Source organism: Gardnerella swidsinskii (assembly GCF_023277705.1).
GTDB lineage: Bacteria > Actinomycetota > Actinomycetes > Actinomycetales > Bifidobacteriaceae > Bifidobacterium > Bifidobacterium swidsinskii.
Genome location: NZ_CP083176.1, coordinates 755105 through 781958, shown reverse-complemented (window position 1 = coordinate 781958; position 26854 = coordinate 755105). Strand labels below are relative to the sequence as shown.

At 42.3% G+C, this 26854-nt stretch carries 21 protein-coding genes; 12 read left to right on the top strand and 9 right to left on the bottom strand.

Features of this window, described 5'->3' with window-relative positions; translation table 11 throughout:
• Nucleotides 1–5 precede the first annotated feature (5 nt).
• Genes K9E37_RS02980 through K9E37_RS02965 form a run of 4 tightly spaced genes read left to right on the top strand, consistent with a single transcriptional unit; the run spans nucleotide 6 to nucleotide 4235 of the window.
• Nucleotides 6–911 (top strand): carbohydrate ABC transporter permease, encoded by a 906-nt coding sequence (locus K9E37_RS02980; protein WP_012914542.1) that lies wholly within the window; start codon nucleotides 6–8, stop codon nucleotides 909–911.
• On the top strand, nucleotides 911–1732 hold the full coding sequence (locus K9E37_RS02975) for a carbohydrate ABC transporter permease (protein WP_004108195.1): 822 nt from the start codon (nucleotides 911–913) through the stop codon (nucleotides 1730–1732). The genes K9E37_RS02980 and K9E37_RS02975 overlap by 1 nt, the downstream gene beginning before the upstream one ends.
• A gap of 32 nt (nucleotides 1733–1764) precedes the next feature.
• Nucleotides 1765–3144: a glycoside hydrolase family 13 protein gene (locus K9E37_RS02970; protein ID WP_248893566.1), complete on the top strand. Its 1380-nt coding sequence runs from the start codon at nucleotides 1765–1767 to the stop codon at nucleotides 3142–3144.
• 29 nt (nucleotides 3145–3173) lie between these two features.
• Nucleotides 3174–4235, top strand: a complete 1062-nt coding sequence (locus K9E37_RS02965; RefSeq protein ID WP_004108190.1) for a LacI family DNA-binding transcriptional regulator — start codon at nucleotides 3174–3176, stop codon at nucleotides 4233–4235.
• 115 nt (nucleotides 4236–4350) lie between these two features.
• Here K9E37_RS02965 and K9E37_RS02960 read toward each other — a convergent pair whose 3' ends face one another.
• The gene (locus K9E37_RS02960; protein WP_012914541.1) at nucleotides 4351–5877 is read right to left on the bottom strand and encodes an aminotransferase class I/II-fold pyridoxal phosphate-dependent enzyme; all 1527 of its coding nucleotides are present in this window, start codon (nucleotides 5875–5877) and stop codon (nucleotides 4351–4353) included.
• Nucleotides 5878–6148: 271 nt separating this feature from the next.
• On the opposite strand from K9E37_RS02960, the gene K9E37_RS02955 reads away from it, so the two are divergent.
• The gene (locus tag K9E37_RS02955; RefSeq protein ID WP_076003106.1) at nucleotides 6149–6406 is read left to right on the top strand and encodes a hypothetical protein; all 258 of its coding nucleotides are present in this window, start codon (nucleotides 6149–6151) and stop codon (nucleotides 6404–6406) included.
• Between the two features lie 35 nt (nucleotides 6407–6441).
• Here K9E37_RS02955 and K9E37_RS02950 read toward each other — a convergent pair whose 3' ends face one another.
• Nucleotides 6442–7224, bottom strand: coding sequence for a nitroreductase family protein (locus K9E37_RS02950; protein ID WP_248893564.1), 783 nt, complete (start codon nucleotides 7222–7224; stop codon nucleotides 6442–6444).
• Nucleotides 7225–7291: 67 nt separating this feature from the next.
• Nucleotides 7292–7747: a DUF4235 domain-containing protein gene (locus tag K9E37_RS02945; protein ID WP_012914538.1), complete on the bottom strand. Its 456-nt coding sequence runs from the start codon at nucleotides 7745–7747 to the stop codon at nucleotides 7292–7294.
• Between the two features lie 169 nt (nucleotides 7748–7916).
• Between K9E37_RS02945 and K9E37_RS02940 the strand changes: the two genes are divergently transcribed.
• From K9E37_RS02940 to K9E37_RS02930, 3 genes are all read left to right on the top strand, one after another.
• Entirely contained in the window at nucleotides 7917–8627 is a 711-nt protein-coding gene (locus K9E37_RS02940) for a histidine phosphatase family protein (RefSeq protein ID WP_012914537.1), read from the top strand.
• Nucleotides 8628–8813: 186 nt separating this feature from the next.
• Entirely contained in the window at nucleotides 8814–10229 is a 1416-nt protein-coding gene (locus K9E37_RS02935; protein ID WP_248893561.1) for an ABC transporter substrate-binding protein, read from the top strand.
• Between the two features lie 272 nt (nucleotides 10230–10501).
• A complete protein-coding gene (locus tag K9E37_RS02930; RefSeq protein WP_004108164.1) occupies nucleotides 10502–11842 on the top strand; it encodes an ABC transporter substrate-binding protein in 1341 nt (446 codons plus the stop codon).
• 154 nt (nucleotides 11843–11996) lie between these two features.
• Here the strand turns inward: K9E37_RS02930 and K9E37_RS02925 are convergent, their stop codons facing one another.
• On the bottom strand, nucleotides 11997–13010 hold the full coding sequence (locus K9E37_RS02925) for a LacI family DNA-binding transcriptional regulator (protein WP_033888411.1): 1014 nt from the start codon (nucleotides 13008–13010) through the stop codon (nucleotides 11997–11999).
• A gap of 302 nt (nucleotides 13011–13312) precedes the next feature.
• Between K9E37_RS02925 and K9E37_RS02920 the strand changes: the two genes are divergently transcribed.
• The 3 genes from K9E37_RS02920 to K9E37_RS02910 all read left to right on the top strand — a co-directional run bounded on the left by K9E37_RS02920 (nucleotide 13313) and on the right by K9E37_RS02910 (nucleotide 15790).
• Nucleotides 13313–14164, top strand: a complete 852-nt coding sequence (locus tag K9E37_RS02920; protein ID WP_248893559.1) for a carbohydrate ABC transporter permease — start codon at nucleotides 13313–13315, stop codon at nucleotides 14162–14164.
• Nucleotides 14161–14994 (top strand): carbohydrate ABC transporter permease, encoded by an 834-nt coding sequence (locus K9E37_RS02915; RefSeq protein ID WP_076003104.1) that lies wholly within the window; start codon nucleotides 14161–14163, stop codon nucleotides 14992–14994. Before K9E37_RS02920 ends, K9E37_RS02915 begins: the two co-directional genes overlap by 4 nt.
• A 187-nt stretch (nucleotides 14995–15181) precedes the next feature.
• Nucleotides 15182–15790 carry a DUF624 domain-containing protein gene (locus K9E37_RS02910; RefSeq protein ID WP_012914533.1) on the top strand — a complete coding sequence of 203 codons (609 nt, stop codon included), beginning with the start codon at nucleotides 15182–15184 and terminating at the stop codon, nucleotides 15788–15790.
• 466 nt (nucleotides 15791–16256) lie between these two features.
• On the opposite strand, the gene malQ is transcribed toward K9E37_RS02910, so the two are convergent.
• The 5 genes from malQ to K9E37_RS02885 all read right to left on the bottom strand — a co-directional run bounded on the left by malQ (nucleotide 16257) and on the right by K9E37_RS02885 (nucleotide 24821).
• On the bottom strand, nucleotides 16257–18506 hold the full coding sequence (gene malQ / locus K9E37_RS02905; RefSeq protein ID WP_248893557.1) for a 4-alpha-glucanotransferase: 2250 nt from the start codon (nucleotides 18504–18506) through the stop codon (nucleotides 16257–16259).
• Nucleotides 18507–18784: 278 nt separating this feature from the next.
• Nucleotides 18785–20794 carry a type I pullulanase gene (gene pulA / locus K9E37_RS02900; protein ID WP_004108138.1) on the bottom strand — a complete coding sequence of 670 codons (2010 nt, stop codon included), beginning with the start codon at nucleotides 20792–20794 and terminating at the stop codon, nucleotides 18785–18787.
• Between the two features lie 311 nt (nucleotides 20795–21105).
• Nucleotides 21106–22029, bottom strand: a complete 924-nt coding sequence (locus tag K9E37_RS02895; protein WP_004104797.1) for a sugar ABC transporter permease — start codon at nucleotides 22027–22029, stop codon at nucleotides 21106–21108.
• Nucleotides 22026–23432, bottom strand: a complete 1407-nt coding sequence (locus K9E37_RS02890; protein WP_004108136.1) for a carbohydrate ABC transporter permease — start codon at nucleotides 23430–23432, stop codon at nucleotides 22026–22028. Before K9E37_RS02890 ends, K9E37_RS02895 begins: the two co-directional genes overlap by 4 nt.
• Nucleotides 23433–23591: 159 nt before the next feature.
• Complete coding sequence (locus K9E37_RS02885; protein WP_004108134.1) at nucleotides 23592–24821, bottom strand: extracellular solute-binding protein; 1230 nt, start codon at nucleotides 24819–24821, stop codon at nucleotides 23592–23594.
• A 258-nt stretch (nucleotides 24822–25079) separates the two neighbouring features.
• Between K9E37_RS02885 and K9E37_RS02880 the strand changes: the two genes are divergently transcribed.
• Entirely contained in the window at nucleotides 25080–26780 is a 1701-nt protein-coding gene (locus K9E37_RS02880; protein WP_102703474.1) for an alpha-amylase family glycosyl hydrolase, read from the top strand.
• The last annotated feature ends 74 nt before the right edge of the window (nucleotides 26781–26854 follow it).

The following is a 26854-nucleotide window of genomic DNA, read 5'->3' as shown; positions in this document are numbered from 1 at the left end:
ATGTAATGAAAAAACGTCATTTTCTCAAGTCTGCGCACAGGCACTACCAGAAAGATCAGGTAATTTGTGCTGCGGTATTCTTGTTGCCAGCAGTGCTTATTATTGGTGGTTTCGTGCTGTACCCTGTGTTGTCTGCTGTATATATTTCACTAACATCGTGGGATGGATTCTCTCCAGAAAAGAAATTTATTGGCTTGGAAAACTATGCTCGTCTTTTCCAAGATCCTGAGTTTTTCAACAGCTTAATGGTAACAATTATTTATGCTGCTGGTGTATGTGTATTAAGTGTGCTGACTGGATTGTTGCTCGCGCTTTTGCTTGATGCACCTATACGAGGTAGGAGTATTTATCGTAGTATTTACTTCCTTCCAGTGGTTACATCTTCTGTGGCTGCAGCCATTGTGTGGAAATATATGCTCGATCCTTCTGGATTCGTGAACAGTGTGTTGATGAAATTCAATATACACGGACCAGATTGGTTACAAAATCGCTGGCTTGCGCTTATTGCATTAATTCTTTTGACCGTGTGGAAAAATATTGGTTTTAACGCTATTTTGTATTTAACTGCGTTACAAGCATTGCCAAAAAGTGTGTATGAAGCGGCTGCATTAGATGGAGCTACTGGGTGGCAAAAATTATGGAAGATTACTTTCCCATTGCTGTCTCCAATGACGTTTTTTGTAGTAGTTCAGGCATTGGTGACGAGCTTCCAATCCTTCGACCTTGCATACATGCTCACGGGTGGTGGGCCTCGCGGAGGCACGGAAGTGCTTGGCATGATGATGTATCGGGATGCGTTCAAGCTTGGTGATTTTGGCTATGGAACAGCAATAGCGTTTATTACACTTGCGCTAGTGCTAGGCGTGACGATGGTTCAATGGAAAGTTTCTGGAGCACAAGGAGAAGAATAATGAAATCATCATTATGGTCGCGTTTGGCGCGTCATGCGATTCTGATTTTAGGTTCAGCAACAGTAATCATTCCATTTTTGTGGATGTTCACTACTTCTTTGCAAATGCGTGCTGAAACATACACGAATACTTCAATTTTTCCCACATCATGGCATTGGGAAAACTATATTCACGCTTGGCAAGCTGCGCCGTTTGCACAATATTACTGGAATACGCTATTGATGACAGTAGGAATTGTTGTAGGACATTTAATATTTGATGCCTTTGCTGCCTACGCTTTTGCGCGCTTAGAATTTCCTTTGAAGAAAACAATATTCATTCTGCTGCTTTCTGCATTGATGATTCCTAATTTTGTGATTGTTATTCCGTCCTATGAGATAGTCGCTAATTTGGGGTGGGTTGATACGCTGTATGCTTTGGTTGTTCCTAGACTTGCAGATGTGTTTGGCATTATTTTACTTCGCCAATATTTTGCAACAATTCCTCGAGAGCTTGATGAGGCAGCGCGCATTGACGGTTGTGGCAGGTTTGGAATATTCTTCAAACTGATTGTTCCATTGTCATATCCAGCGTTTGCGACGCTTGGTATTTTCAGTTTTCTCTTTGCGTGGAATGATTTCCTTTGGCCGTTATTAGTTACGAATACGGATGAAACTCGTACAATCCAGATTGGTTTAGCATCCTTCGTAGGGCGTTATGGAACCTCTTGGAATTATTTAATGGCAGGAACTTTGACTGCAACAATACCAAGTATCATTGTGTTCCTTTTCTTCCAACGTGCGCTCGTTAGAGGAATTGCAAATACGGGTATGAAAGATTAGAAATTGTAGAAATATTAAGGATGGGGTTTATTATGTCTATACCACAGTGGTTGCCTGATGCAAGATTTTATCAGATTTTTCCTGATCGTTTCCATCGTTGTGAAGGCTACGGTATACTAACTGAAGGTCATGTGCCGCTTGATCCATGGGATGCTGAGCCTACGCGTGAGAATTTCTTAGGTGGTAATATTGCTGGAATTACAGAAAAACTTGATTATATTCATGATTTAGGTTGCAATGCGCTCTATTTGAATCCAATTTTTTCTGCTGCAACAAATCATCGTTATGATGCAAACGATTATTTTAAAATCGATCCACTTTTAGGAACTCTTGAAGATTTCCATACATTAGTAGATGAAGCGCATAAGCGGAATATACGTATAGTACTAGATGCAGTTTTAAATCATTGTGGTAAAACTCATTGGATGTTTCAAGATGTTGTTAAAAATGAAGAGAATTCAGAATATGTGAATTATTTTTCAGTGAAAAACTTCCCAGTTAAGTCATTGCCTGTGCCTAATTATAAAACCTGTTCTGGTTGTGAATATCTACCGAAGTGGAATGTGTTTAATCCAAAGGTGCGTGAGCATCATTTTAATGTTGCAAGATATTGGATCGATCAAGGTATCGATGGTTATCGTCTTGATGTTCCATATTTTATTTATCCAGAATTTTGGCAGGACTTTAGGCAAGTTGTTAAAGCAAAAAATTCGGAATTATGTTTGATAGCTGAAGAGTGGAGAGACCCTGCTCAATGGTTGCAAGGAGACACTACTGATAGCACAATGAATTATACTCTGCGTGATTTAGTTTTAGGTTTTACCGCGACAAAGCGATTCAATGCATACGATTTTGTTAACGGTATTAACCGTTTGCAGGAGCGCATACCGTATGGATATCACCATGGAATGATGAATTTGTTGGGTAGTCACGATACTGAGCGTGTTTTAACTGCGCATCAAAATAATACTGAGGATTGCATAACCGCGTACTATTGCATGTTTGCCTGCGAAGGTGCTCCAATGATTTATTACGGTGATGAGCTTGGTATGGTTGGCGATAATGATCCAGGGTGCCGTTCTGGTATGCAGTGGGATAGTCTTGATGCAAATGCTGAAATATTCCGTACAATTGTTCAATTAAATGCATTGCGGCGTGATCATATTGCGTTGCGAAGAGGCACGCAAAGTTGTTACGCTGTTGACGAAGATACTGTCATTATTTCTCGAGAGCATAAGGAAGAATCTCTTTTGATGATTATTTCACGTAATAATTTGGTAGAATATAATTCATCGAAGCTACCTCAACAATTGCAAAATCATAATTGGCGAATTATAAATGGTGTAACTGTTGGAAATAGTTGGCGCCCCAATAAAGATAATTCTATGATTGTATTGCAAGCTCAACAGTAAAAATAATGTAGAAGTAAGAAGTGTGAGACATGGGAAAGAAAATTACAATGCAGGATATTGCTGATGCAGCGCGTGTCTCTAAATCTGCTGTCTCCTTTGCGTATAATACTCCTGATCGCTTATCATCAGAAACTGTAGAACACATATTTTCAGTTGCAAAGGAACTAGGATATGTGCGTAATCCTGTTGCTTATATGCTGCGAACTCAAAAGACAAATAGTTTGGGATTGTTACTACCACAGCAATTAGGGCGAGTGCTAGAAAATCCATACTATTCGGAATTTATTCAAGGTATTGGGCAAATCTGTGAGCGAGAGGGACTGACGCTTCTTTTAGTGCCTCCACTTCGTAATTCTATGTTAAAAGCAATTCCTTATGCTGCAGTTGACGGTTTTATAGTAACTGGTTTAGAAGAAGATCGTGGTGAAGTTGAAGCTCTTATGCAGCAAGGAAAGCCATTTGTTATTGTTGACAGTGAGGTGCATAGTCAGGCTCCAAGTATCAATATTGATGAGACGCGCGCTATGAAGGAATTAACTGAGCATCTTATTTCATTGGGCCATCGCAATTTTGTGGTGATTTCTCCAGAATCAGGCAATGATGATGGGTATCTTTCTTGGCATGGAACAATTCGTCGCCGTATTGATGGTGTGATTTCTGCTTTAGAAGAGAATGGAATAGCCCCACTGGTCGATAAGAAAAATGTTATTGAAGTGCCATGCACTCGTGCTGGAGGAAAAGAAGCTTTTGCACAAATAACTAAACAAAATAATTCTGCATTCCCAACTGCGTTCATCTGCTTTAGTGATGTTATTGCGTTTGGAGTAATGGATGCTGCTAGACAGTTTGGTTTGCAAATCCCACGTGATATTTCTGTTACAGGTTTTGATGATCTAGATGAGTCTGCATGTAGTAATCCACCGTTGACAACAGTTAAACAGCCTGTTACAACTAAAGGACGTTTAGCTGCTGAATATATAGTAGAGACTTTGAATGCTGGGTATGAACGAGCATCATCCCGTCACGTATGTCTACCTATTACTGTGCTGCTGCGTGAGTCAATTGGCCCAGCAGCATCTATAAGAGAATAGGCTGCTTAGTAAATACTTTGATTCCTTCCTCCTATGAAAAATATAGTGCCACGTTAAGTTTTTTTAGCGTGGCACTATATGCATAATTTTTTTGTTTATATAAAAATTATTTTTTCTACTGGCGATAGTAGGAGAGGAAGTTAGCGAGTTTGCCCATTGCGTCACGAAGCGTTTGCAAGCGCGGCAAGTAGACTACGCGGAAGTAGCCTGGAGTCTGCCAATTAAAGCCTTTGCCGTGCACAATCAGCAACTTCTGATCGCGTAGCAAATCAAGCGCAAACTGTTCGTCGTCGTGAATGTTGTATCGACTTGGATCGAGCTTTACAAACATGTAGAAAGCAGCGTCTGGTCGCTCAACGCTTACGCCATCCATCTCTTGAAGCGCGTTATAGCAATACTCGCGCTGCTCATACACGCGTCCGCCTGGTTCCAAATACTTTTCAACGCTCTGGTATCCGCCCAAAGCAGTCTGAATAATTGACTGCGCAGGAACGTTCGAGCACAAGCGCATATTAGACAGCATATTAAGACCCATAATGTAGTCGCGAGCCTTGGATTTATCTCCCGAAAGACTCATCCAACCAATACGGAAGCCAGCAATCATATGCGACTTAGAAAGTCCGCTGAAAGTTACGCAGAATACGTCTGGAGCAAGAGAAGCAATCGAAATATGCTTCTTGCCATCCATAACAAGACGGTCGTAAATCTCGTCCGCAAAAATAATCAAATTAAACTCGCGCGCAATCTTAACAATCTCTTCCAAAACTTCGCGACTATACAGCACACCCGTAGGATTATTCGGGTTAATAATCACGATTGCTTTAGTGCGAGGCGTGATTTTAGAGCGAATGTCGGCAATATCTGGGTACCAATGCGACTTTTCGTCACACATGTAGTGCACAGGAGTACCTCCAGCCAGGCTAGCGCACGCAGTCCACAACGGATAGTCTGGGCTTGGGATAAGAATCTCGTCGCCGCAATCAAGCAGCGCTTGCATAGAAAGATTAATCAGCTCGGAAACTCCGTTTCCAGTGTAAATATCTTCCATTTGCACGCCTGGAATGCCCTTAAGCTGATCGTATTGCATAATCGCCTTGCGAGCGGAGAAAAGTCCACGACTATCCGAGTAGCCTTCGCAGTCAATAAGCTGCTGTTGCATGTCGTAAATCACTTCGTCTGGAGCGCGGAATCCGAAAGGCGCAGGATTTCCAATGTTGAGCTTTAGAATATGCGTTCCGTTCGCTTCCATGCGGTTTGCTTCTTCAACAACTGGGCCGCGAACGTCATAAAGCACGTGCTCGAGTTTGGTTGATTTGTTGAAGGTTCTATGTTTGAGTGTTTGGGAAAGTTCAGCTTCTGTAAGCTGTGGCTGATTTAATTGTGGTTCTTCTGCAGACTGGCAGTTTTGCTCGATTTTTGCACAAGAATGACCGCCTTTGATTCCGTCGCTGCTGATTCCAAGAATTTCAGCTAGCATGTTACGTACGTCTTTGCGAGGCTCGGTTTTGCCGCTTAAATACTGGCTTAACTGGCTTTTACCAAGTTTATGACCGTTTTTTGCTGCAAGCTCGATTACGTCAATCTGCTTGTACCCCTTACGCTTCATAGCTTTTTTAAGCTCATCAGCAAAATTCTGTGCCATAATCTGTCTTTCTTGTAAAATCGGCATTTATAAATTGAACAAGTTTATAGCAAAGTTCAAAATATAAGTATTAAATTGAACTATTTATATTTTTAGTGATGATTTTACGCGCAAATTTGTATTTTGCAAAGTAAAAATTGAATTTATTTTGAATTTATTTTGAACTTTTGCGAATATGTTTGGTGACTTAAATTTAGGAATGCTGCATTATTTCGCGCTATTGCACGCAACTCGTAGAATCTGTGTTAAGCGGTTTGCTACCATAAAAGCTATGTATTTCTTTACTCCGAGGCGCTGCGAATCTACCCAAAAAATCATGTACAAGAATAAAGGGCAGGCTCTTATGGCAGCGGAGCAAAGTTTGCGAGAGCGTGGAACACAGTTATGGGTTTATGCTTGTGAATATTGTGGTTGCTGGCATTTGACGCATAAAAACCCGGTAAATCGCATGTATTCCGATATGCGCTCGCCATCCGCAAGCACGAAGCCTAAATCTAGAAAGCGCGGGTATAAGCCAAGACGGCGTTAAGTTAAAACGGCACTAAATTAAAACGGTGTTAAATCTTATGCAACATTAAAACCTTGCCTTGCAACCTGCTCAACATCTTCTGCTTCGTGTTTTTTGGCAATATCGTCTGCTGCTATAGCAAGAATTTGCGCGCTGAAAGCGTCAACCGGTCTGCTAGTATTTCGCAAATCGTAATATTGATGCACGCGATTGTCGAAATCGGCAAGATTCTCTAGTAATTCAGCATCGTCAGCAGGGTAAGTGTTTTCAAAAATCTGCATGCTAGTACTCATGCGCGGCTTTAATTCCGGATTTTGTGCAGGCTTACCAATTGCCAAGCCGAGCACGGGATACGTGTATTCAGGCAAATTCAAAATATCAATAAGCTGAGTTCCACTGTTCAAAATTGAACCGAGGATTACGCAACCAAGACCCAAAGATTCCGCGGCAGTTTCCATGGTGTGAAGTGCCAAAATGACGTCGTTTTGAGCTTGAGTAAAGCGGTAACGAGTTTTAAGCATAAATTCGTCGCTGCCTGTATCGATGCCATTTTTTTGTGCAATTGCGGCGTTTCTGTGCTGGTCAATAATAAAAACGTACAACAGCGGAGCTGTAGCAATATATGTTTGATTGCCAATTTCGGAAAGCTTCTGCTTAATTGAGCTATTCGTAATTTTAATCGCTGACCAGTCGTTCAAAAACTGGCTGCAAGCAGCGCGTTGAGCCACGGTTTCAAGAGTCGCGACTGTATCTTCGTCAATTGCTTCGTTGCAAAAAGCGCGAATAGATCGGCGGTTCAGTAGAGTATCAATAGTTTCGTTGTGACGTAAGTTTTGCACGTTATTCTTATTCCTTACTTTCCTTATTCTTCGATTATTTCTGCATTGTAGTTTCATTTGTTCAAAATTAGAATTTATTTTTTCGAAACTGTCGCTTTCTTTGCCTTCGCGCAACATAAGACAAGGTTCCGTGACTTACTAAGCGACCAACAATCGTAGTAAGAATCGCAGAAAATACTGCAAACCCAAGAGACATTAGCAATGGTTCTTCTTGCTTAACACGTTGCTTTTGTGTGATTTTTTCTTTAGAAAGATTGTTAGGACGATTATTAGAGTTTAAATTGATTTTTCTAGTATCAACATGTTTTTCCCATATTAAGTGCGCAATCTGCCCAGCTATAAACGTTGCAAAAGACGGAAGTGCGGCTTTAAGCAACGAATCTCCTAAAGTATTTGGATTTTTTAATCGGCGCTCGCGAAGCGCATCAATCTTACGATTCGCTGCATTCAGTCGTTGTACGGTAGCTTGAGTCGCACGATGGTTTCGTTGAGTTTTAGTATTAGCCGATGATAATTGCGTCATATTTTCTATGTTAGTGGTAACGAAATACCAATTTTGGCGGTACCATGGAACAGTAATCTTGATTCGCGGCAAAGTGGCTGCAAGTTAAGAAATGCTTACGTAAAGCAATCGTGCTGCTAGGCGTCCAGTGCGATGTGTGTACATGGCGCTGGTGAGGAATGTGAAGACTATGCAAAATAACGGCACTAAAGAATCCTCTCAGAAAGAATGCTCGAAGCAGGGTTGCTTGGTGTTACTTCGTCACGGTCAAACCGCTTGGAGTGTGTCTGGTCAGCATACTGGGCGCACGGATTTGCCTCTTACTGAAGTTGGTGTTGAGCAAGCAAAAGAGGCTGGTGCTAGATTGCAGTGTGTGTTCACAAAAGGTTTTGATGAGGATTGTGTGCTTGTAAGCCCGCTTCGTCGCGCGCAGCAAACAGCTCAGTTTGCTGGATTTGCTTCGTATACAATTTGTGATAGCGCGCTGGAGTGGGATTATGGTGCTGCTGAGGGTCGCACGCGCGCTGATATTTCTAAACTAAGTGGAGTTGAGGCGTGGGATGTGTGGAAACATGGTCCTAAAGTTCTTCCTTCTCACATGGTTAGTGATGCTAAAGAAGTGCTTCCTAGTGGAGAGACAGTGGATGTGCACAGGACTTCTGGAGAAAGCTTGCAAGAGGTTTCGGATCGTACTCAAAAGATTATTGATATGGCAATGCCTAAATTGAAATTAGGTAAGGACGTGCTTGTTGTTGCACATGCTCATGTGTTGCGTATTCTTACTGCGCGCTGGCTTGGAGTAAACCCAGATTTTGCGCGACTTCTTCGTATGGATACCGCGCATTATTCTGTGTTGGGCACGTATAAAGGCGACAATGTAATTGTGCATTGGAATTGTTGAAATACGGTTTAAAATTTCAGATATTTCCATATATTTTAGTGCGATTTGCGCAAATTTTTTGCAAAGATATTTATATATTTGAGTCTTGCGTTTGCTGTAATATTAGTTCACTACGGTGATTTAAATAGTATTCAATAGCAGTAATTAGTTAGTTCGTAAGAGATTAGCAGTATATGGAAAGGTTCGATGATGAGTCGTTCGGTTAAGTCGATTATTGCGCTAGTGGTTTGCGCTGTTTTGGCGGCTTGTGCGTTTACTGCTTTTGGTTTTTCTCAGTCTTTTGGCGCAAATGCCGATAGGTCTGCTAATGGGAAGGTTATTTTCTTCAACTTGAAGCCTGAAGCTACTGCTATGTGGGAAGAAGTTGCTAAAGAATACACAAAACAGACTGGTGTTACAGTAAGCATAGTTACGCCAACTGGCGGTCAGTATGAAAAGAGACTTAAAACCGAAGTTGAGAAATATAAAGATAATCCAGATAGCATGCCTACGTTATTCCAGATTAACGGTCCTGTTGGCTACGCTAACTGGAAGGATTACACTGCTGATTTAACTAATTCCCCTCTTTATACGCAACTTAGCAATAAAAATCTTGCTTTTATGGATAACGGTAAGCCGGTTGCTGTGCCATATGTTACTGAAAATTACGGCTTGATTTACAACAAGGCTTTGCTTGCTAGGTATGCGGATCTTAAAGATGCAAAGTTGCAGCCAGAAGAAAACGGCAAATCTTTTGAAGATCAAATAACTAATTTCGCTGCGTTGAAGGCTGTTGCAGACGATTTGCAAAAGCGCAAGGATGAGCTTGGTATTGACGGTGCTTTTGCGTCCGCAGGTTTTGATTTAAGCTCCGACTGGCGTTTTAAGACGCATCTTGCAAATATGCCTTTGTATTATCAATTCGTTAAGAATAACGTTAATGGTCAGCCTCAGTCAATTAATTACGACTATGTTGATAATTTCAGGAAGATTTTTGACCTTTATATTTCTGATTCCACAACTCCTGTAAGCCAGTTAAGTACTAAAACTGGCGAGGATGCTGTTTATGAGTTTGCTCTTGGTAAAGCTGTGTTCTACCAGAATGGTACTTGGGCTTGGGGTGATTTTTCAAAAGCTGGCATAAAGCCTGACGATGTTGGCATGCTACCAATTTATATTGGTGCTAAGGGCGAAGAGAAACAAGGCATGGCTACCGGTTCGGAAAATTATTGGTGCATTAATAAAAAGGCTTCAAGGCGGAATCAGGAAGCAACTAATGCCTTCCTTAATTGGTTACTTACTACAAATTATGGTAAGGATGCTTTGGCTAATAAAATGGGCTTTGCTACTCCTTTCAAAGGTTTCCCTAAAGCAGAAAATCCTCTAGTTCAGGCTGCTGTTGATTACACTGCTAAGCTTGGCAAATTGCCTGTTAAGTGGGTGTTTGTTACTATGCCATCTAACGGTTGGAAAGACGATGTTGGCTCTGATCTGCTTACATATGCTCAAGCAACAAAAGACGGTATGACTTCTATTGGCGCTAATAAGGCATGGGCTACTCTTAAATCCGCGTTTGTTGACGGCTGGGCTAAGGAATATAAGATTGCTCATGGGCAGAGTTAGTTTAATTAAATAATTTGTTTTGAACTATAATCCTCAAGGGGTTGCACAATCGTTTGCTAAATTGTTGTGCAATCCCTTTAATTATTGCCAAAAATACGTGCTAATTTTATCGAATATATTAGTGGGTGGTGTTTTTATAATGACACGCGTCAATTTACTTATGCTATCGTTTGCAATATTGCAGCAGTTGAGGCATAATAAATATTGTCGATAAGGACACCTAGAGGTGTGGCAGTCCAATGACGGGATTGTCGGCATAGGAGAAAGGTTCGATGATGAATCGTACAATTAAATCAACAATTGCACTGGTAGCTTGCTCGGCAATGGCTTTTGGCGCGCTTGCAGCTTGCGGATCCTCCTCAAGTGACAGCTCTGCTAAAGGTAAGGTTTACTTCTTGAACTTTAAGCCAGAAGCTGCAGATCAGTGGAAGGAAGTAGCTAAGGCATACACCAAGAAAACAGGTGTTGAGGTTAAGGTTCAAACTGCTGCTTCCGGAACTTATGAGCAGTCTTTGAAGAGTGAAATCAGCAAGGGTAATGAAGCTCCTACACTCTTCCAGATCAACGGTCCAGTTGGTTACGCAAGCTGGAAGGATTACACTGCTGATTTGAAGGATACTGAGCTTTATAGCCAACTTCAGAACAAGGATATTGCTTTGAAGGATGGAGATAAGGTTGTTGGTATTCCATATGCAATGGAAACCTACGGCTTGATTTACAACAAGGCTTTGCTTAAGAAGTACACCGAGCTTAAGGATGCTAAGGTAAAGTCTGCTGAAGAAATCAACTCCTTCGATAAGTTGAAGGCTGTTGCAGATGATATTCAAAAGCACAAGTCAGATCTTGGCGTTGAAGGCGCCTTTACTTCTGCTGGTTTTGATTCCAGCTCTGATTGGCGTTTTAAGACCCACCTTGCAAATCTTCCTTTGTACTATGAGTTCAAGGAAGATCATGTTACCAAGCAGCCTGCAAAGGTAAAGGGTAGCTTCCTTGACGGTTATAAGAAGATTTTCGATCTTTACATTACTGATTCCACTACACCAGCAACAAAAATTGGTTCCAAGACTGGTGAAGATGCTAATGCTGAGTTCTCCCAGGGTAAAGCTGTGTTCTACCAGAATGGTACTTGGGCTTGGGGTGACCTCTCCAAGGCTGGTATGAAGGCTGAAGACCTTGGTATGCTTCCAATTTATATTGGTGCTAAGGGCGAAGAGAAGCAAGGCTTGGCAACTGGTTCTGAGAACTATTGGTGCATCAACGAGAAGACGTCTGACGCTAACAAGAAGGCAACTAAGGACTTCTTGAAGTGGTTGCTTACTTCCGATGCTGGTAAGGATGCTTTGTCTAAGAAGATGGGCTTCACTACTCCATTCAAGAGCTTCGCAGATATCAAGTCTGACAACCCATTGACTCAGGCAGCTGTTGAAGATGCTAAGTCTGGTAAGACTCCAGTAAGCTGGAACTTCACCGTAATGCCATCTGATAACTGGAAGAACGACCTCGGCTCTGCTTTGCTTGAGTACGCTCAGGGCACTGGCAAGTGGGATAAGGTTAAGACAGCGTTTGTGGATGGTTGGGCTAAAGAATATTCTCAAGCTCACGAAGATGACTAATAAACAAACAGACGTTACACCTGCTGACGTAAGCAAGCAAAGGTGACGTAAGAAAATCCGCTAGGATACTGGCACATCACAGTGCTAAGTCCTAGCGGATTTTGTTATTTCGATATTTTGTTATTTCGATATTTTCTAGAAAACTATAAAAGGTCTATTCTTTTAATAATGCAGCTGTGCTTGAACGCACAATAAGTTGCGCTGGAACAATGCGATACTGATCTTCAACTTTCTCTGCGTTTATAAGCGCAAGCGTGATATTTGCCGCAGTAGAAGCAATATCAACTGGATCCTGTCTAATAGTAGTTAAGCCAGTTTCATGCGCGTAAAAACTATCGTCAAAACCAATAATTGACACATCTTTTGGAGTAGAATACCCGCTGCGTGCAAGCTGAAACATAAGCGGTATTGCAATACCATCTTCTTGGCATGCAATTGCTGTTGGCATAATTGAACTTCCAAGAAGCATAGAAACTATGGCACTTATGCGATCAGAATTAGCAGGTGCCACAATTTCTGTAGGTGTGATCCCGCTATTTTGGCATTCATCAATAAAAGAATGGTAACGTTGCAATACGCTGAAATGTAGTGAAACGTCACGAGTTGTGCGCACATATGCAATATTGCGATGCCCTAAACCGATTAAGTGGCGTGCCATAAGTCTTGCACCTTGGTCATCGTCAATATTGATAGTCGCGTCAAAATCGCATTTTTGTGGATATAAGCAGTTTATGCCAACAATTGGCACGCCTGTTGATTTAAGTTGTGCGATTTCGTTGGTATTTACGTCAAAGGAGCACACAACAACGGCGTCAGCATTACGTCTAGTTGGGAGCATTGTGAAAAATTCACTACGCTCTTTACTGCTGGAAATCTGAAAAATAGACAAATCATATCCAGCTGTGTGGAATACTTGATTCAATCCTTGAATAATAGATGCAGAAAACCATAGACGAATTTGATCGCTAATCAATAAAGCGATGCGCAAGGTTTTACCAGATTTTAGTGCTGCTGCAGATTTCGAAATAGAAAAATTCAATTGTTCGGCAATGGCCAATACTTTATTGCGAGTGGATGCAGATACTAAGTTTGGTCGTGTAAATGAACGCGACACAGTAGAAACTGACACATGAGCTTTATTCGCTACATCTTGAATATTTGCCGACATGTGAACTCCTTTATTCGCGTATAACAAACGTGTAGCACAGCCTTGTGTTTAATTGTTTAGTGCGAACTTTTATAGTTCGAAACAAACAAACGTTTGCAGACATTTCTATTTTAGCAAATTTTGCTGGAATGCCAACGATAATAAGCAATTTTTTTAAAACTAAATTCTGATATTTGTTTGAAGTGACATATCGAAAATGACAACGTTTGACATAGCTAATTCATGTAGTAGAATGAAGTTATTGGTTCGGGACAGCGATGTCTACGTGGATGTCGCGCTCAAGGAGGAGAAAGTGACGAGTCATGATTAGTATGAGCGGAAAAGCAATACGTAAATGGTGGTGGTTATTTGCGCTGCCAACGTTTGCTGCGTTTATTGTTGGCTTCTTAGTGCCATTTATTATGGGTGTGTACTTGAGCTTTAGAAAATTCACTACTGTGACTGATGGTAAGTTTGTGGGTTTTCGTAACTACTATAGAGCTTTAAAAGATCCGCATCTTGTTTATTCGTTTTTGTTCACAACGCTTTTTGCAGTTATTACAACAATAATTATTAATGTTATTGCTTTTGCAATTGCGTACATGCTTACTAAGAAGTTCAAGGGCACGACGATATTCAGAGCCGTGTTCTTTATGCCAAATCTTATTGGCGGTATCGTTTTAAGCTATATTTGGCAGCTCTTGTTAAATGGTATACTCGGCTACTTCAATCGTACGATTACGTTCTCTGAAGTATTCGGTTTCTGGGGTCTTGTGATTGTTGTTTGCTGGCAGCAAATTGGCTATATGATGATTATTTATATCGCAGGAATGCAGGCTCTTCCAGGAGATGTTATGGAAGCAGCTGCTGTCGATGGTGCAAGCCCAAGGCAGACTTTATTCAAGATTACTATTCCATTGATGATGCCTTCTATTACTGTTTGCACATTCTTAACAATTACCAACGGCTTCAAGCTTTTCGATCAGAACTTCGCATTAACTAACGGTGGTCCGTCAAGGAAAACAGAGATGTTAGCTCTTAATATTTATAGAACTTTCACTACTCCAAGATGTGAAGGCGTTGGCCAGGCTCAGGCAGTCATGTTCTTCATTGTTGTGGCTGTTATTGCTATGGTTCAGAATATACTCACTAGGTCAAAGGAGGTAGCGGCATGAACGAGAAAACAAAGCATCCTGCGTTATGGACGGTGCTGTTCACTCTTATAAGCTTGTTATGGATTTTTCCTATAGCTTTAGTAGTGCTGAATTCTTTCAAGTCTAAGGTTGATATTGCCAGCAATCCTTTTACTTTTAGTTCAAAATCGTTTGTTGGAATGTCTAACTACGTATTAGGCTCAAATCGTACTGATTTTCCGATGAGTTTCCTCTGGACCATTGTTGTAACTGTTGGTTCTGTGATTCTCATTCTTCTGTGCACGTCAATGTGTGCATGGTGGATTGTTCGTGTGAACAATTGGGCAGCAAAACTTCTATACGTTTTGTTCCTGTTTAACATGATTGTGCCATTCCAGATGGTTATGTACACCCTTGCTTACATTACGAACGCTTTGAAGTTGAATACTCCATGGGGATTGTGGATTATTTACTTAGGCTTTGGTGCAGGACTTGCAGTGTTTATTTTCACTGGTGTGATTAAGGGTATTCCGCAAGAACTCGAAGAGTCTGCAATGATTGATGGTGCTTCTGTGCCACGTATATTCTTCCAGATTATTGTGCCGATTATGCGACCTGCTATTATTTCGGTTTCAATCTTGCAGGCAATGTGGATTTGGAATGACTTCCTGCTTCCATTCTTGACGCTCGATCTCAACAAGTATAAGACTATTTCTATAGCTGTTCAGTATTTGAAGGGCGGCTATGGATCTGTCGAGATGGGCGCAATGATGGGCTGCTTGGTTATGGCAATTGTTCCAATCATAATCTTCTACCTCATCTGCCAGAAGTACATTATTAAAGGTGTTATGTCTGGTGCAGTAAAGGGATAAATTAATTCTCCTCCAAAATTCAAGTGGCAGTGAAAGCGGCGGTGTGTGCATACTATTACGTTTGTGCACACCGTCATTATTTTTAATAGTTACGTTAGTTTGTAATTAGGTGGTAGAGTTCGTTATTAGAGTATCTATAGATAGTAAAGCATAGGAATTGCGTCATAAAACCAGGAGATAGTATAGAATGATTTTCTCGTTTGGAAGCCCAGATTCAAAGTTTGCGCAAAGCATGGAAACATTTGCTGATGCCGTGTGGCTTACAATATTGATGATTTTAACAAGCATTCCTTTAATTACTATCGGTGCTTCTCTTTGTGCCGGTCATGATGCTGCAAGACGTACAGAGCAAGGTGAAGGACATATTACTGCAGCTTATTTTCGCGCGTTTGCTAGCAATTTTTTGGAATCTACTATTATTTGGGCTGTAATGGGACCAGTTTTGCTTGCTATTATTTGGCTATGGCTTTGCGTGTGGTCTACTCCACTTTTAATTATTAAATTTATTCTGAGCATATTGTGGGTTATTGTTGCCGAATGGGTGTTTGCATTACAAGCGCGTTTTAAAAATTCAATTGATAAAACAGTGGTTAATTCTCTTATTTTTGGTATTTCGTATTGGAAAGAAACTCTTATAATGACACTGCTAGATATAGTGTTTATTGTGTTAATATTTGCATCAATCGTATATTTGCCGCAGGGTTTGCCTTTGTTGGTATTCATTGGTTGGGGATCGCTTATTATGCTGCATACTCCGATTTTAGAGCGTGTATTTGCAAAGTATATTAAGAAGTAATTTCTGCGTTATGGCGTGACGACCTGCTTGAGCGCAGCATTGTGCGCGCGAAAGCAACTCGGAGTGCCGAGCTTGCTTAGGGTTGAAAGCACGGTGTGCTTTCAACGCAAGCGAGGTCTGCCTTCGTCAATAAAGACGAAGGCAGGGCAGGTTTGTGTGGCTGTGCTTTAGAAATTAGGTTGTGACTGGTGTGCGCTGATGACCTGCTTGAGCGCTGCGATTTAGCGCGCGAGTGTTGCTGCTTATTTGTGTTATTGACGCAGATTACGTACTGCGCGAGTAACGGTGTTGAGGCAGGGGGTTTGCTTCTTACTCCATAACCCCATAATTAATGAGGCGAGCACTATTATAGATGCTCGCCTCACATAGGACATCATGTAAGAAATATTTTGATTTGCTACTATGCAAATCATATTCCTTACGAGGGGGGGAATAGAGTCAGTTCATCGGTAAACCAACTATTAAATTATACATGCTTCCGTGTATTTTCGCCGCGCATAACTGCCGTCATAGATAGCACTCGTGGTGACTTAAATACTTCATCGGTGTGAACTACACGACCATCAGCATCAGCAAGTGGAATACGCCAGTTTGGATACTCTGTACTAGTTCCAGGCTGATTCTGTGAACGCTTCTCGCCGACAGCATCAACCAAAGCTACTTGCAAAAGCAAAGATGGGGAAGTGAGCATAATTGCATGCATAGCTTCCACAATCTCTTGTACATGACCTTCAACATCCTCAGCAGCATCTTTGCTAATCCAACCGTTCTCAAGAAGCATCTTCATCATTGCATCGCGTTCAGCTTGAGCAGCCTCCTGGAACGTTTCTACGGAGTCTGTAAGCAGATGAAGTTGCTCGCGAAGCTTGACATGCTCAAAGGCAAGATAACCAGCTGTAGGTGGCATATCGTGCGTAGTAACGGAAGCAAGAGCATACTCTCGATATGTAGACGGATTAGCAAAAATAATTTGCTTCTTTCCAGCCTTCTTAGTAGTGGCTTCAGCTTCGTCGTCGTGGGTGAACCACTCAACAACAGTGCCAAGCACGCCATGAGATGCAAGAACCTTAGAAACATACTTCGGCACAGTGCCCAAATCTTCGCCAATAACAACACCGCCTGCGCGAGTTGCTTCAATAGTGAGAACTGCGAGCATTGCATCTACGTTGTAGTACACATACGCGCCGTTTCTAGCACCCTGTCCTTGTGGAATCCACCATAAGCGGAACAATCCAAGAACGTGATCAATACGAGCAGCTCCTGCATGCAAGAACACGTTATGAACCATGTCTCGGTAAGCAATATAGCCAGTTTCATCCAAATAATTTGGATCGAATGGAGGTTGACCCCAATCCTGACCTTGCTGGTTGTAGAAATCAGGAGGAGCACCAACGCTTACACCATTAGCAAATCGTTCCGGACTCCACCAAACGTCAGCACCGTAGCCGTGTACGCCAACTGCCATGTCTTGCATAAGACCAATTGCCATACCAGCAGCTTTAGCTTCAGCGTGAGCTGTAGCAACTTGCTCATCAGCAATCCACTGAAGCCAACGATGGAACTCAAACAAGTCAGCATGTTCGCGCTTAAGTCGCTCAATTTGCGGAGTGCCTTTGCCTGTAGTGTCAAACCACAAATTCTCGCCCCAAGGAGCACCCCAAACCTCAAACGCAACACACCAAGTTGCAAAGGCGTCAAGATCTTCACCAGAACGATGCTTAAACTCACTAAACTCGCGCTCGCGCTCGGTAGAACGAGGTTGCTTGAAAATAATACGCAACGCAGGAAGCTTGGCATCCCATGCAGCGTTGATATCTATAGGATTTGGATTATTGTTTTGAGGAGCAATAGACTCATGCAATTGCTCTACTTTAGCAAGATCTTCGCCACTTAATTCAGCATATTCCGGAATATCTTGCGGACGAATATAAGTGACATTCAAGAACCTACGAGACTCAGGTAAGTACGGTGAAGGCTCAAGAGGTGTTACTGGAGCGCACGCATGAATTGGATTAATCAGCATAAAATCAGCCTTGCCGATTTCTCCAGCATCCTTAAGTAGGCGACGCAAATCGCCATAATCGCCAATTCCCCAAGAATCTTTTGAACGCACAGAATACATTTGCGTCATGAATCCCCAACGGTGCTTTTGCTTAACGCTTTCAGGCAATGGAATACGCGCAGGTGCGGCAATCAATGTGACATCAGCATGTTGAGCCGTCTCGCCATTCGCGCTGATTACTTTGGCATGCAAAGTGTGGTAGCCCATTGGCAAATCATCCGGAAGTTCAATGAACAAGTCTCCATCGTCTTCGGATTGAATATCGCCTAACGAGTCTTCATAATCTGTTCCATCTTCGAGTGTAAGAGAAATGTGAATTTGCTCTTTTTTGGCATCTCCTGCGTGAATTGGTACGCAAGTTTTTGCGCCATTAAACGAAACGACAGTTGGTGGCAATAACTCGCTAGAGCGTTTGCGCTGAACCTTCTCGTATGAAATTGCAATATTGTCTTGAGTGTCGGCAGGCATGCCTAATGCATCAAGTACTCCAACTAATGCTTCATCTGTAATTTCGGTGTAGCTTCCTTGCTGATCAATATAAAAAGTGGCAACGCCGCACGCCTTAGCAAGCTTAATAAGTGGACGTGCAAGACGTTCTGCGCTTTCTTCCATAGGCTTATCAGCATCAGCTTTGCCAGTAGCTGTTGTTGTCATGGTGCTCCTTCTACTTTATGATTTGGCACATTCCTAACATCGTCGTAAGCGTGCCAAATGTGCAACTATGGCGATAGCGTGTAAATCAATACATCTCTGGATTGAAATACACCCTGCCTGTCAATTATATAAATACCTGACATCGTTTGCAAATTAGCGTTGCGACATATTTGCTAGTTTTTATAAGTAATTGCAACTAAACACAAGTGTTGTGATTACTCATGTTTAGTTGCAATCGTCTGACAGTTTATTATTTTTTTTTACTTACTAAAACGCAATTACTTGTTGCTAAGCACAACAAAAGTTCTGATAGGCAAGTGTAGGGTAGCAGCGCTTTTTTCAGTTGTAATATTTACCGCGGTGTCAGGTTGTTTTCCAGTCCACTTAGCAAAATAATCACTTGAATTAAGTACGCAATGCCACTCTTGAGCCTTTGCGCTATGAATAGCAGGTAGCTGAATAGTTGCATCTTCATGATACATAGGATTTGCGCAAACAATTAAATTATTGCCAATGCGCGTAGCCAAAACAGTATGGTTAGACGTTTCAAGTTGTTTGCGTTTGCCATCATACAATGAGCTATATTCAGCGCGAAGCTTTATAAGTGCACGATACCATTGAACAAGCGGATTGAAACGTTCAGCGCGCGCCCAGTCAAGCTGGTTCATTAGTACACCGCGATTATAAGAATTATCGCAACCGTGCTTAGTGCGTCCAAACTCTTCTCCGCTTAGCATAAACGGCGTGCCTGCAGAGCACAAAACAATTCCAGCTGCAAACATATTAGCGTTCAAAATATCCGCAACTTGTTGTGCATCTTGAGCGTCAAACTCAAAATCGCTAGCATTCTCGCGCATAGAGATACAAAGCTTATCCCAGAAAGTCAAATCGTCGTGAGCAGAAGTATATTGAACAATCTGTCCAACTTCTTTACCTGCAGAAGGCGTATCACGCCATGCATTAAGAGTTTGGCGAGCCGCATCTGAGCACCAGAGCTCATTGCCATTTACATACCCGCGGTCGAGATGGTTCATGACGTTGCCTTTGAGGGAATCGCGAGACTCGTCACTAAACCAGCCTATGCGCTCGTTAAGAGTGCTTCTGCCGTCTTTATCTCCCATCGGAACTTTTTCATCAACAGCAGGATCCGAAGCACTCCACGGTTCTCCATACATAACAATATCTTTACCGCCAGGAAGCTCATCTAATGCAGCTCGTGCCTGATTTAAGGTTTCAGTATCAGTCAATCCCATAAGATCAAAACGGAAACCATCAATGTGATAGCAGCGTGCCCAATGCAGCAAAGATTCAATAATAAACCTGCGGAACATAGGATGTTCAGAAGCCATTTCATTTCCACAGCCAGAGCCGTTAGCAAAAGATCCGTCAGAGTCTCGCCTGCAGAAATACCCAGGAGCCATGCATTCGAAAGCGTTTTCTGCAGACTTGTACATGTGATTATAAACAACATCCATAATTACGCGTTGGCCATTAGCATGTAATGCCGCAATCATTGCTTTGCATTCGCGAATTCGCGCAGTGCCGTCGTAAGGATTGCTAGAATAAGCACCTTCAGGAACGTTGTAAGCGTGAGGATCATAACCCCAGTTGTATAGAGAATCTAATTCTTCTGCTGAAGCACCGTTTTTGCGCGCATTGTCGATTGCGGATTCGTCAACTGTTGCAAAATCGTAAATAGGTTCGAGTTGCACATGAGTAATGCCAAGCTGCTTTAAATAATCCAAGCCAGTAGGGAAGTTGCATTCAGAAGAATCTGGATTTTGCAAAGATGTATGTTCATCAGTAAAAGCGAGATATTGGCCTCTATGCTCTGGCTTAAAGCCGCCATTAGGATTGCTGCTGAAATCTGCAACATGCGTTTCCCACACAACCATTGCATGACGCACAAACTTAGGAGACTTATCTTTATGCCAATTGGCAGGAGACACTCGCTCATCGTCTATGACAAGGCTGCGCTCACCATTTACACCGCTCGCTACACCCCAAGGGTCACTAGTTCGATTTACTGTGCCATCTTGGAAAGTAACAAGATAATCGTAGTATATGCCGTCTAAACGCTTACGGAAATTAATCCGCCAAGCTCCGTCATGCAACGGTTTCAATTCGTGTGTTTGAATTGGCTCACTGTTGTTTCCGGTTTCAAAAAGTCTTAACGTCACATTCTGTGCAGTTGGTGCCCATACAGTAAATGTTGTAGATTTAGCGTTTAAAGTAAATCCAAGAGGTCCTTCGTATACAGGCCATGTTGCCGAAGATGGAGTCGTCATATAGGGTATCCTTCTTCCTTCGCTATTTTGCGAATTGTCTAAATTTTCTAAATTATTTAATCGTATTAGTAATTATACAGTTTTTAAATTTTATTATTTACTTATTGTTCTGTTATCAAGTTTTTTTATGTTTTGCGGCACTATTTGGCTAAACACGGTAGGGTTTATGCGATAGCCATTATCGTATTAAGTCAAACGGCGAGTGTGTTAAGTTATTTTTTATTTTTACGTGTTCGTGTTGTCTAGCGAAAGAGAAGGCTGAAACGCTCGAAAGCGTCTCAGCCTTCAGTAGATTTATATCCTGTAAATTATCAGCCTTTAACGGAGCCAGACATGGACTCTTCGTAGAAGCGCTGCATAATAATGAACAGGATTACGATTGGTATGGAAATGCACACAGCGCCTGCCGCGAATGCAGCGTACCAATCAGGTAGATACTTTTTGGTAAGCATCTCCATTAATCCGTAAGCAACTGTGTAGTTTTCCTTATTGTCTCTCACTACTGTCTTCACCATAACGAAGTCTAGCCATGGTCCCAAGAATCCAGTAATTGCTTGGAACACAATCATAGGCTTGCAGATTGGAACAATAATCTTCCAGAATACTTGCCACTTTGTGCATCCATCCAAGTATGCAGCTTCATCCAAAGACTTTGGAATAGTATCCATGTAGCCCTTCATAATGTAGAAGCCGGCACCGCTACCTGCAGAATAAACGATAATAAGTGCGATTAATACAATCGAACCTTTTGTTAAACCAAGAGCCTTCAAAATGAAGTAGATAGCAATAACAGCCATGATACCTGGGAACATACCAAGAATCAGAGCAAGATTCATGAATGTCTTGCGCCCTTTGAAACGGAGACGAGACATGCAGAAGGACACTGCTAACACAAACACCAAAGAAATAATGCACACGAAAATTGACACAATCAAAGTGTTGAGGAACATTCGTGGGAAATTAATGTCATCGGTATCGGTAAATAACTTTATATAGTTATTTAGTGAGTATTCAGTTGGGAAGAAGGTTTTCTGATAGGAACCAGTGTTCTTGTTGAAGCTTTCTAACAAAACCCACAAGATTGGAATCAGCCAAATAACTGACAACACCAGCAAGAACAAATGTGAGAAAGTATCTCCAATTACTCTTCTGACATGTTGATCTTTAAGGAAAGAAACACTACGAGTGCTCTTTACAACAGCTTCTTCGTTCTTAGTTGTAGTTTTATCACTCACCGGAATCCCTCCTCATTCTTGTAAGATCCAGAGTTGCGATACGTAATCAGTGCTACGACAGCAAGCACAATGAACGTCAAAATACCAATTACTGCACCTGCGTTGTAGTTTTGCTGGTCAACAGTCAACTTGTAGAGCCATGTGATAAGCAAGTCGGTGCCGCCTGCACTGTTGACTTTGCTACTTGCTGGACCACCTTTTGTTAAGAGGTAAATAACGTTGAAGTTATTGATGTTGCCAGTAAAGGTAGTAATCAAATATGGAGTCATAACAAAGATGATGTACGGCATTGTGACGTTCATGAAACGTTGCCACCAACCTGCGCCATCGAGCTCTGCAGCTTCGTAAAGTTCTGCAGGAACGTTTTGCAAGATACCTGTAATCTGCATGATGGTGAATGGAATACCAACCCAAAGATTGATAAGAATTACCGTCACTCGAGCCCAAGTTACATCCGTAAGGAAAGGAAGCTCCTGATGTATCCAACCGTTTTGCTTAAAGACAATGTTAATAACACCGTTCTGGCTAAGCATATTGTTCATAATAAGCAATGAAACAAACTGTGGAACTGCAATTGTAAGGGAGAAGCAAGTTCGCCACAATCCCTTAAGACGAGTGGACTTTCTATTGATTATCATTGCAATGAACATGCCGAGGAAGAAGTTCAGGAAGGTTGCAAGGAATGCCCAAACAAGAGTCCAGATTAATACGTCAAAGAATACGTCAGCTTTAATTAAATCACTTTTTCCGGTTAAGAATTGAGAAAAAACGTCTAACCCAATCCAACTGAATTTTTGTTGATGATTCTCGTCATAGCTTGTGAAAGCCATAGAAATCATGAAGAACAATGGCAAAATTGTGAATAACACAATGCCAGCAGTTGGAAGAGTCATAAAACCGACGTGTGCTTTTTCGTCAAGAAGAGTCTTCGCATCATCAATGAAATTAAGTGGCTTCTTGCCGTCTGCCATTACAGATTGCGCTTTGTACGCGCTGCGAAGAGCGAGAGTTGCCAGATATACAAGCAATACAATCGCTAATATCGACATAACTCCATACAGTAAAATTTCTACAGAATTATCGCCTGCACTGTATCGCCAGAATCCGTTGACTTTAACTCTGCCCTGTTCTACTGTGCCAAGAGTGTTGATTTTTGGAAGATAATCCAATCCAATTGTAAATAAGAATACGAATAAAGTTGCTTCGCACGCTAAGAATATAACGCCTTTGATGTATTGCTTGCGGACAAAATTGCCAAAGCCAAATATGACAACAGAAATCCATGAAAGAATGTCCGCATGTTTTGCAGCCTCTTTCAGTGAATAAGGTGAAGGAGCAAAGCGTTCTGCAGTTGACGTCTTCTTCTGGCGTCTTTCTCGCTTTGTGGATGTCGTGCCAGTCATGACATGCCTTTCATGTAAACAAAATTATTTTGTAGAAGATAAACAATGCGCCCCACCCCTTGCCGGAGCGGGGGCTGGGGCGCATTGTTTTACTCAAAGTGCATAAAACACTGCTTATGCATCTATTTAGATTTGTTGGCTAGAGTAAGTTTTGTTTACTTACTTCTCTAAGCCCTTAGCAAATTCTGCGGTCTGCGCGGCAGCATTATCGCCAGTAATCTTACCGGTGGAGATAGAAGTGCCGAATGCTTGAACTGGATCCCAGAACTTACCCATTTCAGGAATTGCTGGCTGCAAGACAGAAGTCTTAGCAATGGTTTCCATCTGAGCAACAGCAGCTGGCTCTGCCTTTACGCTATCAGCAAGGGACTTGTCAGAAGGAATTGCACCTTCCTTTTCGAAAGCAATCTGCTGGGACTTCTTGGAGCCCAAGAATGCAGCGAACTTAGCAGCCATCTCTGGAGACTTGGTGTTGGTGTTGTAAGCAACAGCCTTAGAACCAGCGAAGGACTTCATCTGGTGCTCGCCAGACTCAGTCTTGAAGGTTGGAAGAGCAGCTGCAGCATAGTTATCCTTCAAGGCGTCCTTAACCTTGGCTGCATCCCAAGAACCGGAGAACATTGCATCAACGGAGCCGTCCTTCAAGCCAGCCAAGCCGCGACCATTTCCATCAAGTACGAAGTGCTTTTCGTTTCCAACGAGCTTTGTTGCAATGTACTTGGTAACTTCAGCAGCCTTATCACTGAGCTTCATGCCAGCCTTAGCATCGTTTCCATTTTCGCCGAAGAGCGTCATATTGCCATCGAGGTAGAAGCCTGGGAGATACCAAGCATTAGCAAGATCGAATGAAACCTTGCCCTTTTCAAGCATCTTGTCGAGGGACTTAACGTCATCAGCGGAGAACTTGGACTTGTTGTAGTACATGAACCAAGTGTTGCCGGTGTAAGGAACGCCGTAAAGTTTACCGTCCTGAGCGGTAACAGACTTGATCAAAGTATCTTCGTTCTGTTCCTTAACTTGCTTTGTGGCGTCATCGCTTAATTCGCCGATTGCTCCAGCCTTTACCAAGTCGCCGAGCTGATCGTTAGGGAAGAGGAACACATCAGCAGCAGCCTTAGCATCCTGCTTAACAGCCTTAGCAGCGTCTGGTGGCTCAACAACAGCGTTCTTGAAAGTAACGTTTGGATTTTCCTTCTTGAATTCTGCTTCAACAGTCTTAATCCAGCCGCCATCTTTCTGATCGTCAGCAGAACCCCAAACGGTGAGCTGAACAGGTGCTGAATCAGCAGCCTTCTTAGCGCTATTGTTAGTGCTTGAACCGCAAGCTGCAAATCCAAACAAAGTAGCAACTGCAAGACCTGCACCCAGCATCTTCTTAATATTCGTCATCCTTGACCTCCTATATCATGCCAAAAACTGGCATATCATTTGGTGGCGTAGTAACGGACTCCGTTGTGGCGCAACATCGCGATTGCTGCGTAGAGCAGCGTCACAAGTCTCACAAATCCGTTCGTAAGCACTGTGTAGTATACACGGATATCGTGTCGTTTGCAAATGAGTGGCGGGTTAATCTGTATATTTCGCCCTATAAATTTTTTCAAGTGGTTGCGTGTAAACTAAATAGCACAACGCTAGAAGGGTGAAATAATGGCATTATACGATCATGCTCAGTGGCTTAAAGACGCGGTTTTTTACGAAATCTATCCGCAAAGTTTTTGTGATTCCAATGGCGATGGCATAGGTGACATTCAAGGAATTATCAAAAAGTTAGACTATGTAAAATCGCTTGGCTGCAACGCAATTTGGCTTAATCCTTGCTATGACTCGCCTTTTAAAGATGCGGGCTATGACGTGCGCGACTACAAAAAAGTAGCTGCTCGCTATGGCACTAACGAAGACTTGCAGCAGCTTTTTAGTGAAGCTCACAATCAAGGAATCCGCATATTGCTTGATTTAGTGCCAGGTCACACTAGTGAAGAACATGAATGGTTCCGCGAAAGTTCAAAAGCTCAAGAAAACGAGTTCAGTAAGCGCTACATTTGGACCGACAGTGCGTTTAGCGGCTATTCTATGCCGTTTGTTGGTGGTGAAACTGAGCGTGACGCCACTTATATTCTAAACTTCTTCAAATGTCAGCCTGCATTAAACTACGGTTTTGCACATAGGGATAGAGCTTGGCAATCCGCTCCAGATTCCAAAGAAGCGGCAGAAACTCGCGCTGCAATGGTTGATATTATGCGATTTTGGCTTTCGCTTGGTGCGGATGGATTCCGAGTTGATATGGCTGATTCGCTTGTAAAAAACGATGACAATAATGGCGAAGGAAGTCTTGGAAAAGACAATACAATTCGCGCATGGCAGGAAATGCTTGGCACTGTAAAAGAAGAGTATCCGCAGGCTGCTTTTGTGTCCGAATGGGGCAGACCGCGTCAGGCTCTTGCTGCCGGATTCGACATGGACTTCTATTTGAATTGGCGCTGGGATGGCAATCCTAATGGTTATGCGCGTTTACTTCGTGACGTTGATAACGCTTTAGATAACAATTCTGAGCGCGATCACAGCTACTTTAATGCGCACGGTGGCGGCAGTATTTGCCCATTTTTAGACGATTATTACCCACAATATGAGTCAACCTGCAACCAAGGTTACTTTAGTTTCATCACATGCAATCACGATACGCCGCGTCTTGCTCCGCGTCTTGACGATCGTGAGCGTCGCGTGGCTTTTGGCATGATACTCACTATGCCAGGCGTGCCATTCGTGTATTACGGCGACGAAATTGGCATGAAATATCGCGATATTCCAACAAAAGAAGGCGGCTACGCTCGTACGGGCACTCGTACGCCAATGCAATGGGATGATGCAAAGAATTTTGGCTTCTCAATGGCTGCAAAATCTAAATTATACTTGCCTGTTGAAGCGCGAGCAGACGGAAGAACTTGCGCAAATTCTCGAAAACAAGCAGTGGAAAGTGGTGAAATTCCAACTGTTTCTGCGCAAATTAATTGCGAAGATTCCTTCCTTTCGTGGGTGCGCTCGCTTATTGCGCTTCGCCATAGTCGCAAATCTTTGCAAGCTGACGCGTCTTGGAGAGTTTTGTATGCTCCGGTTGACGGCCGCGGCTTTGCTTACGAGCGTTGCGCAAAAGGTGGCGCAGGAGAATCAGCTGTGGAACGAAGCATTGTGGTTATGAACCCAGGTGTAAATAGTGAAACAGTTTCATTAGAAGCATTAGCGAATCTTACGCAAGAATCTGCTTACAATCCATTACTGAAAATTGGAGAAATATCAGTTGATGGTGATTGCTTAACACTCGGCGCTCAAAGTTTTGCAGTGTTTGGAATGTAAATTACAGGTTAGGTAGATACGCGACTACGGATAAAGTTTATATAAACTAGGTATGCGCAAATAAACAAGGACGT

What these genes read in the sequence shown, in the direction of transcription:
- K9E37_RS02980 (WP_012914542.1), top strand. Translation starts at nt 6, where the DNA reads ATGAAAAAACGTCATTTTCTCAAGTCTGCGCACAGGCACTACCAGAAA.
- K9E37_RS02975 (WP_004108195.1), top strand. Translation starts at nt 911, where the DNA reads ATGAAATCATCATTATGGTCGCGTTTGGCGCGTCATGCGATTCTGATT.
- K9E37_RS02970 (WP_248893566.1), top strand. Translation starts at nt 1,765, where the DNA reads ATGTCTATACCACAGTGGTTGCCTGATGCAAGATTTTATCAGATTTTT.
- K9E37_RS02965 (WP_004108190.1), top strand. Translation starts at nt 3,174, where the DNA reads ATGGGAAAGAAAATTACAATGCAGGATATTGCTGATGCAGCGCGTGTC.
- K9E37_RS02960 (WP_012914541.1), bottom strand. Translation starts at nt 5,877, where the DNA reads ATGGCACAGAATTTTGCTGATGAGCTTAAAAAAGCTATGAAGCGTAAG.
- K9E37_RS02955 (WP_076003106.1), top strand. Translation starts at nt 6,149, where the DNA reads ATGTATTTCTTTACTCCGAGGCGCTGCGAATCTACCCAAAAAATCATG.
- K9E37_RS02945 (WP_012914538.1), bottom strand. Translation starts at nt 7,747, where the DNA reads ATGACGCAATTATCATCGGCTAATACTAAAACTCAACGAAACCATCGT.
- K9E37_RS02940 (WP_012914537.1), top strand. Translation starts at nt 7,917, where the DNA reads ATGCAAAATAACGGCACTAAAGAATCCTCTCAGAAAGAATGCTCGAAG.
- K9E37_RS02935 (WP_248893561.1), top strand. Translation starts at nt 8,814, where the DNA reads ATGATGAGTCGTTCGGTTAAGTCGATTATTGCGCTAGTGGTTTGCGCT.
- K9E37_RS02930 (WP_004108164.1), top strand. Translation starts at nt 10,502, where the DNA reads ATGATGAATCGTACAATTAAATCAACAATTGCACTGGTAGCTTGCTCG.
- K9E37_RS02925 (WP_033888411.1), bottom strand. Translation starts at nt 13,010, where the DNA reads ATGTCGGCAAATATTCAAGATGTAGCGAATAAAGCTCATGTGTCAGTT.
- K9E37_RS02920 (WP_248893559.1), top strand. Translation starts at nt 13,313, where the DNA reads ATGATTAGTATGAGCGGAAAAGCAATACGTAAATGGTGGTGGTTATTT.
- K9E37_RS02915 (WP_076003104.1), top strand. Translation starts at nt 14,161, where the DNA reads ATGAACGAGAAAACAAAGCATCCTGCGTTATGGACGGTGCTGTTCACT.
- K9E37_RS02910 (WP_012914533.1), top strand. Translation starts at nt 15,182, where the DNA reads ATGATTTTCTCGTTTGGAAGCCCAGATTCAAAGTTTGCGCAAAGCATG.
- malQ (WP_248893557.1), bottom strand. Translation starts at nt 18,506, where the DNA reads ATGACAACAACAGCTACTGGCAAAGCTGATGCTGATAAGCCTATGGAA.
- pulA (WP_004108138.1), bottom strand. Translation starts at nt 20,794, where the DNA reads ATGACGACTCCATCTTCGGCAACATGGCCTGTATACGAAGGACCTCTT.
- K9E37_RS02890 (WP_004108136.1), bottom strand. Translation starts at nt 23,432, where the DNA reads ATGACTGGCACGACATCCACAAAGCGAGAAAGACGCCAGAAGAAGACG.
- K9E37_RS02885 (WP_004108134.1), bottom strand. Translation starts at nt 24,821, where the DNA reads ATGACGAATATTAAGAAGATGCTGGGTGCAGGTCTTGCAGTTGCTACT.
- K9E37_RS02880 (WP_102703474.1), top strand. Translation starts at nt 25,080, where the DNA reads ATGGCATTATACGATCATGCTCAGTGGCTTAAAGACGCGGTTTTTTAC.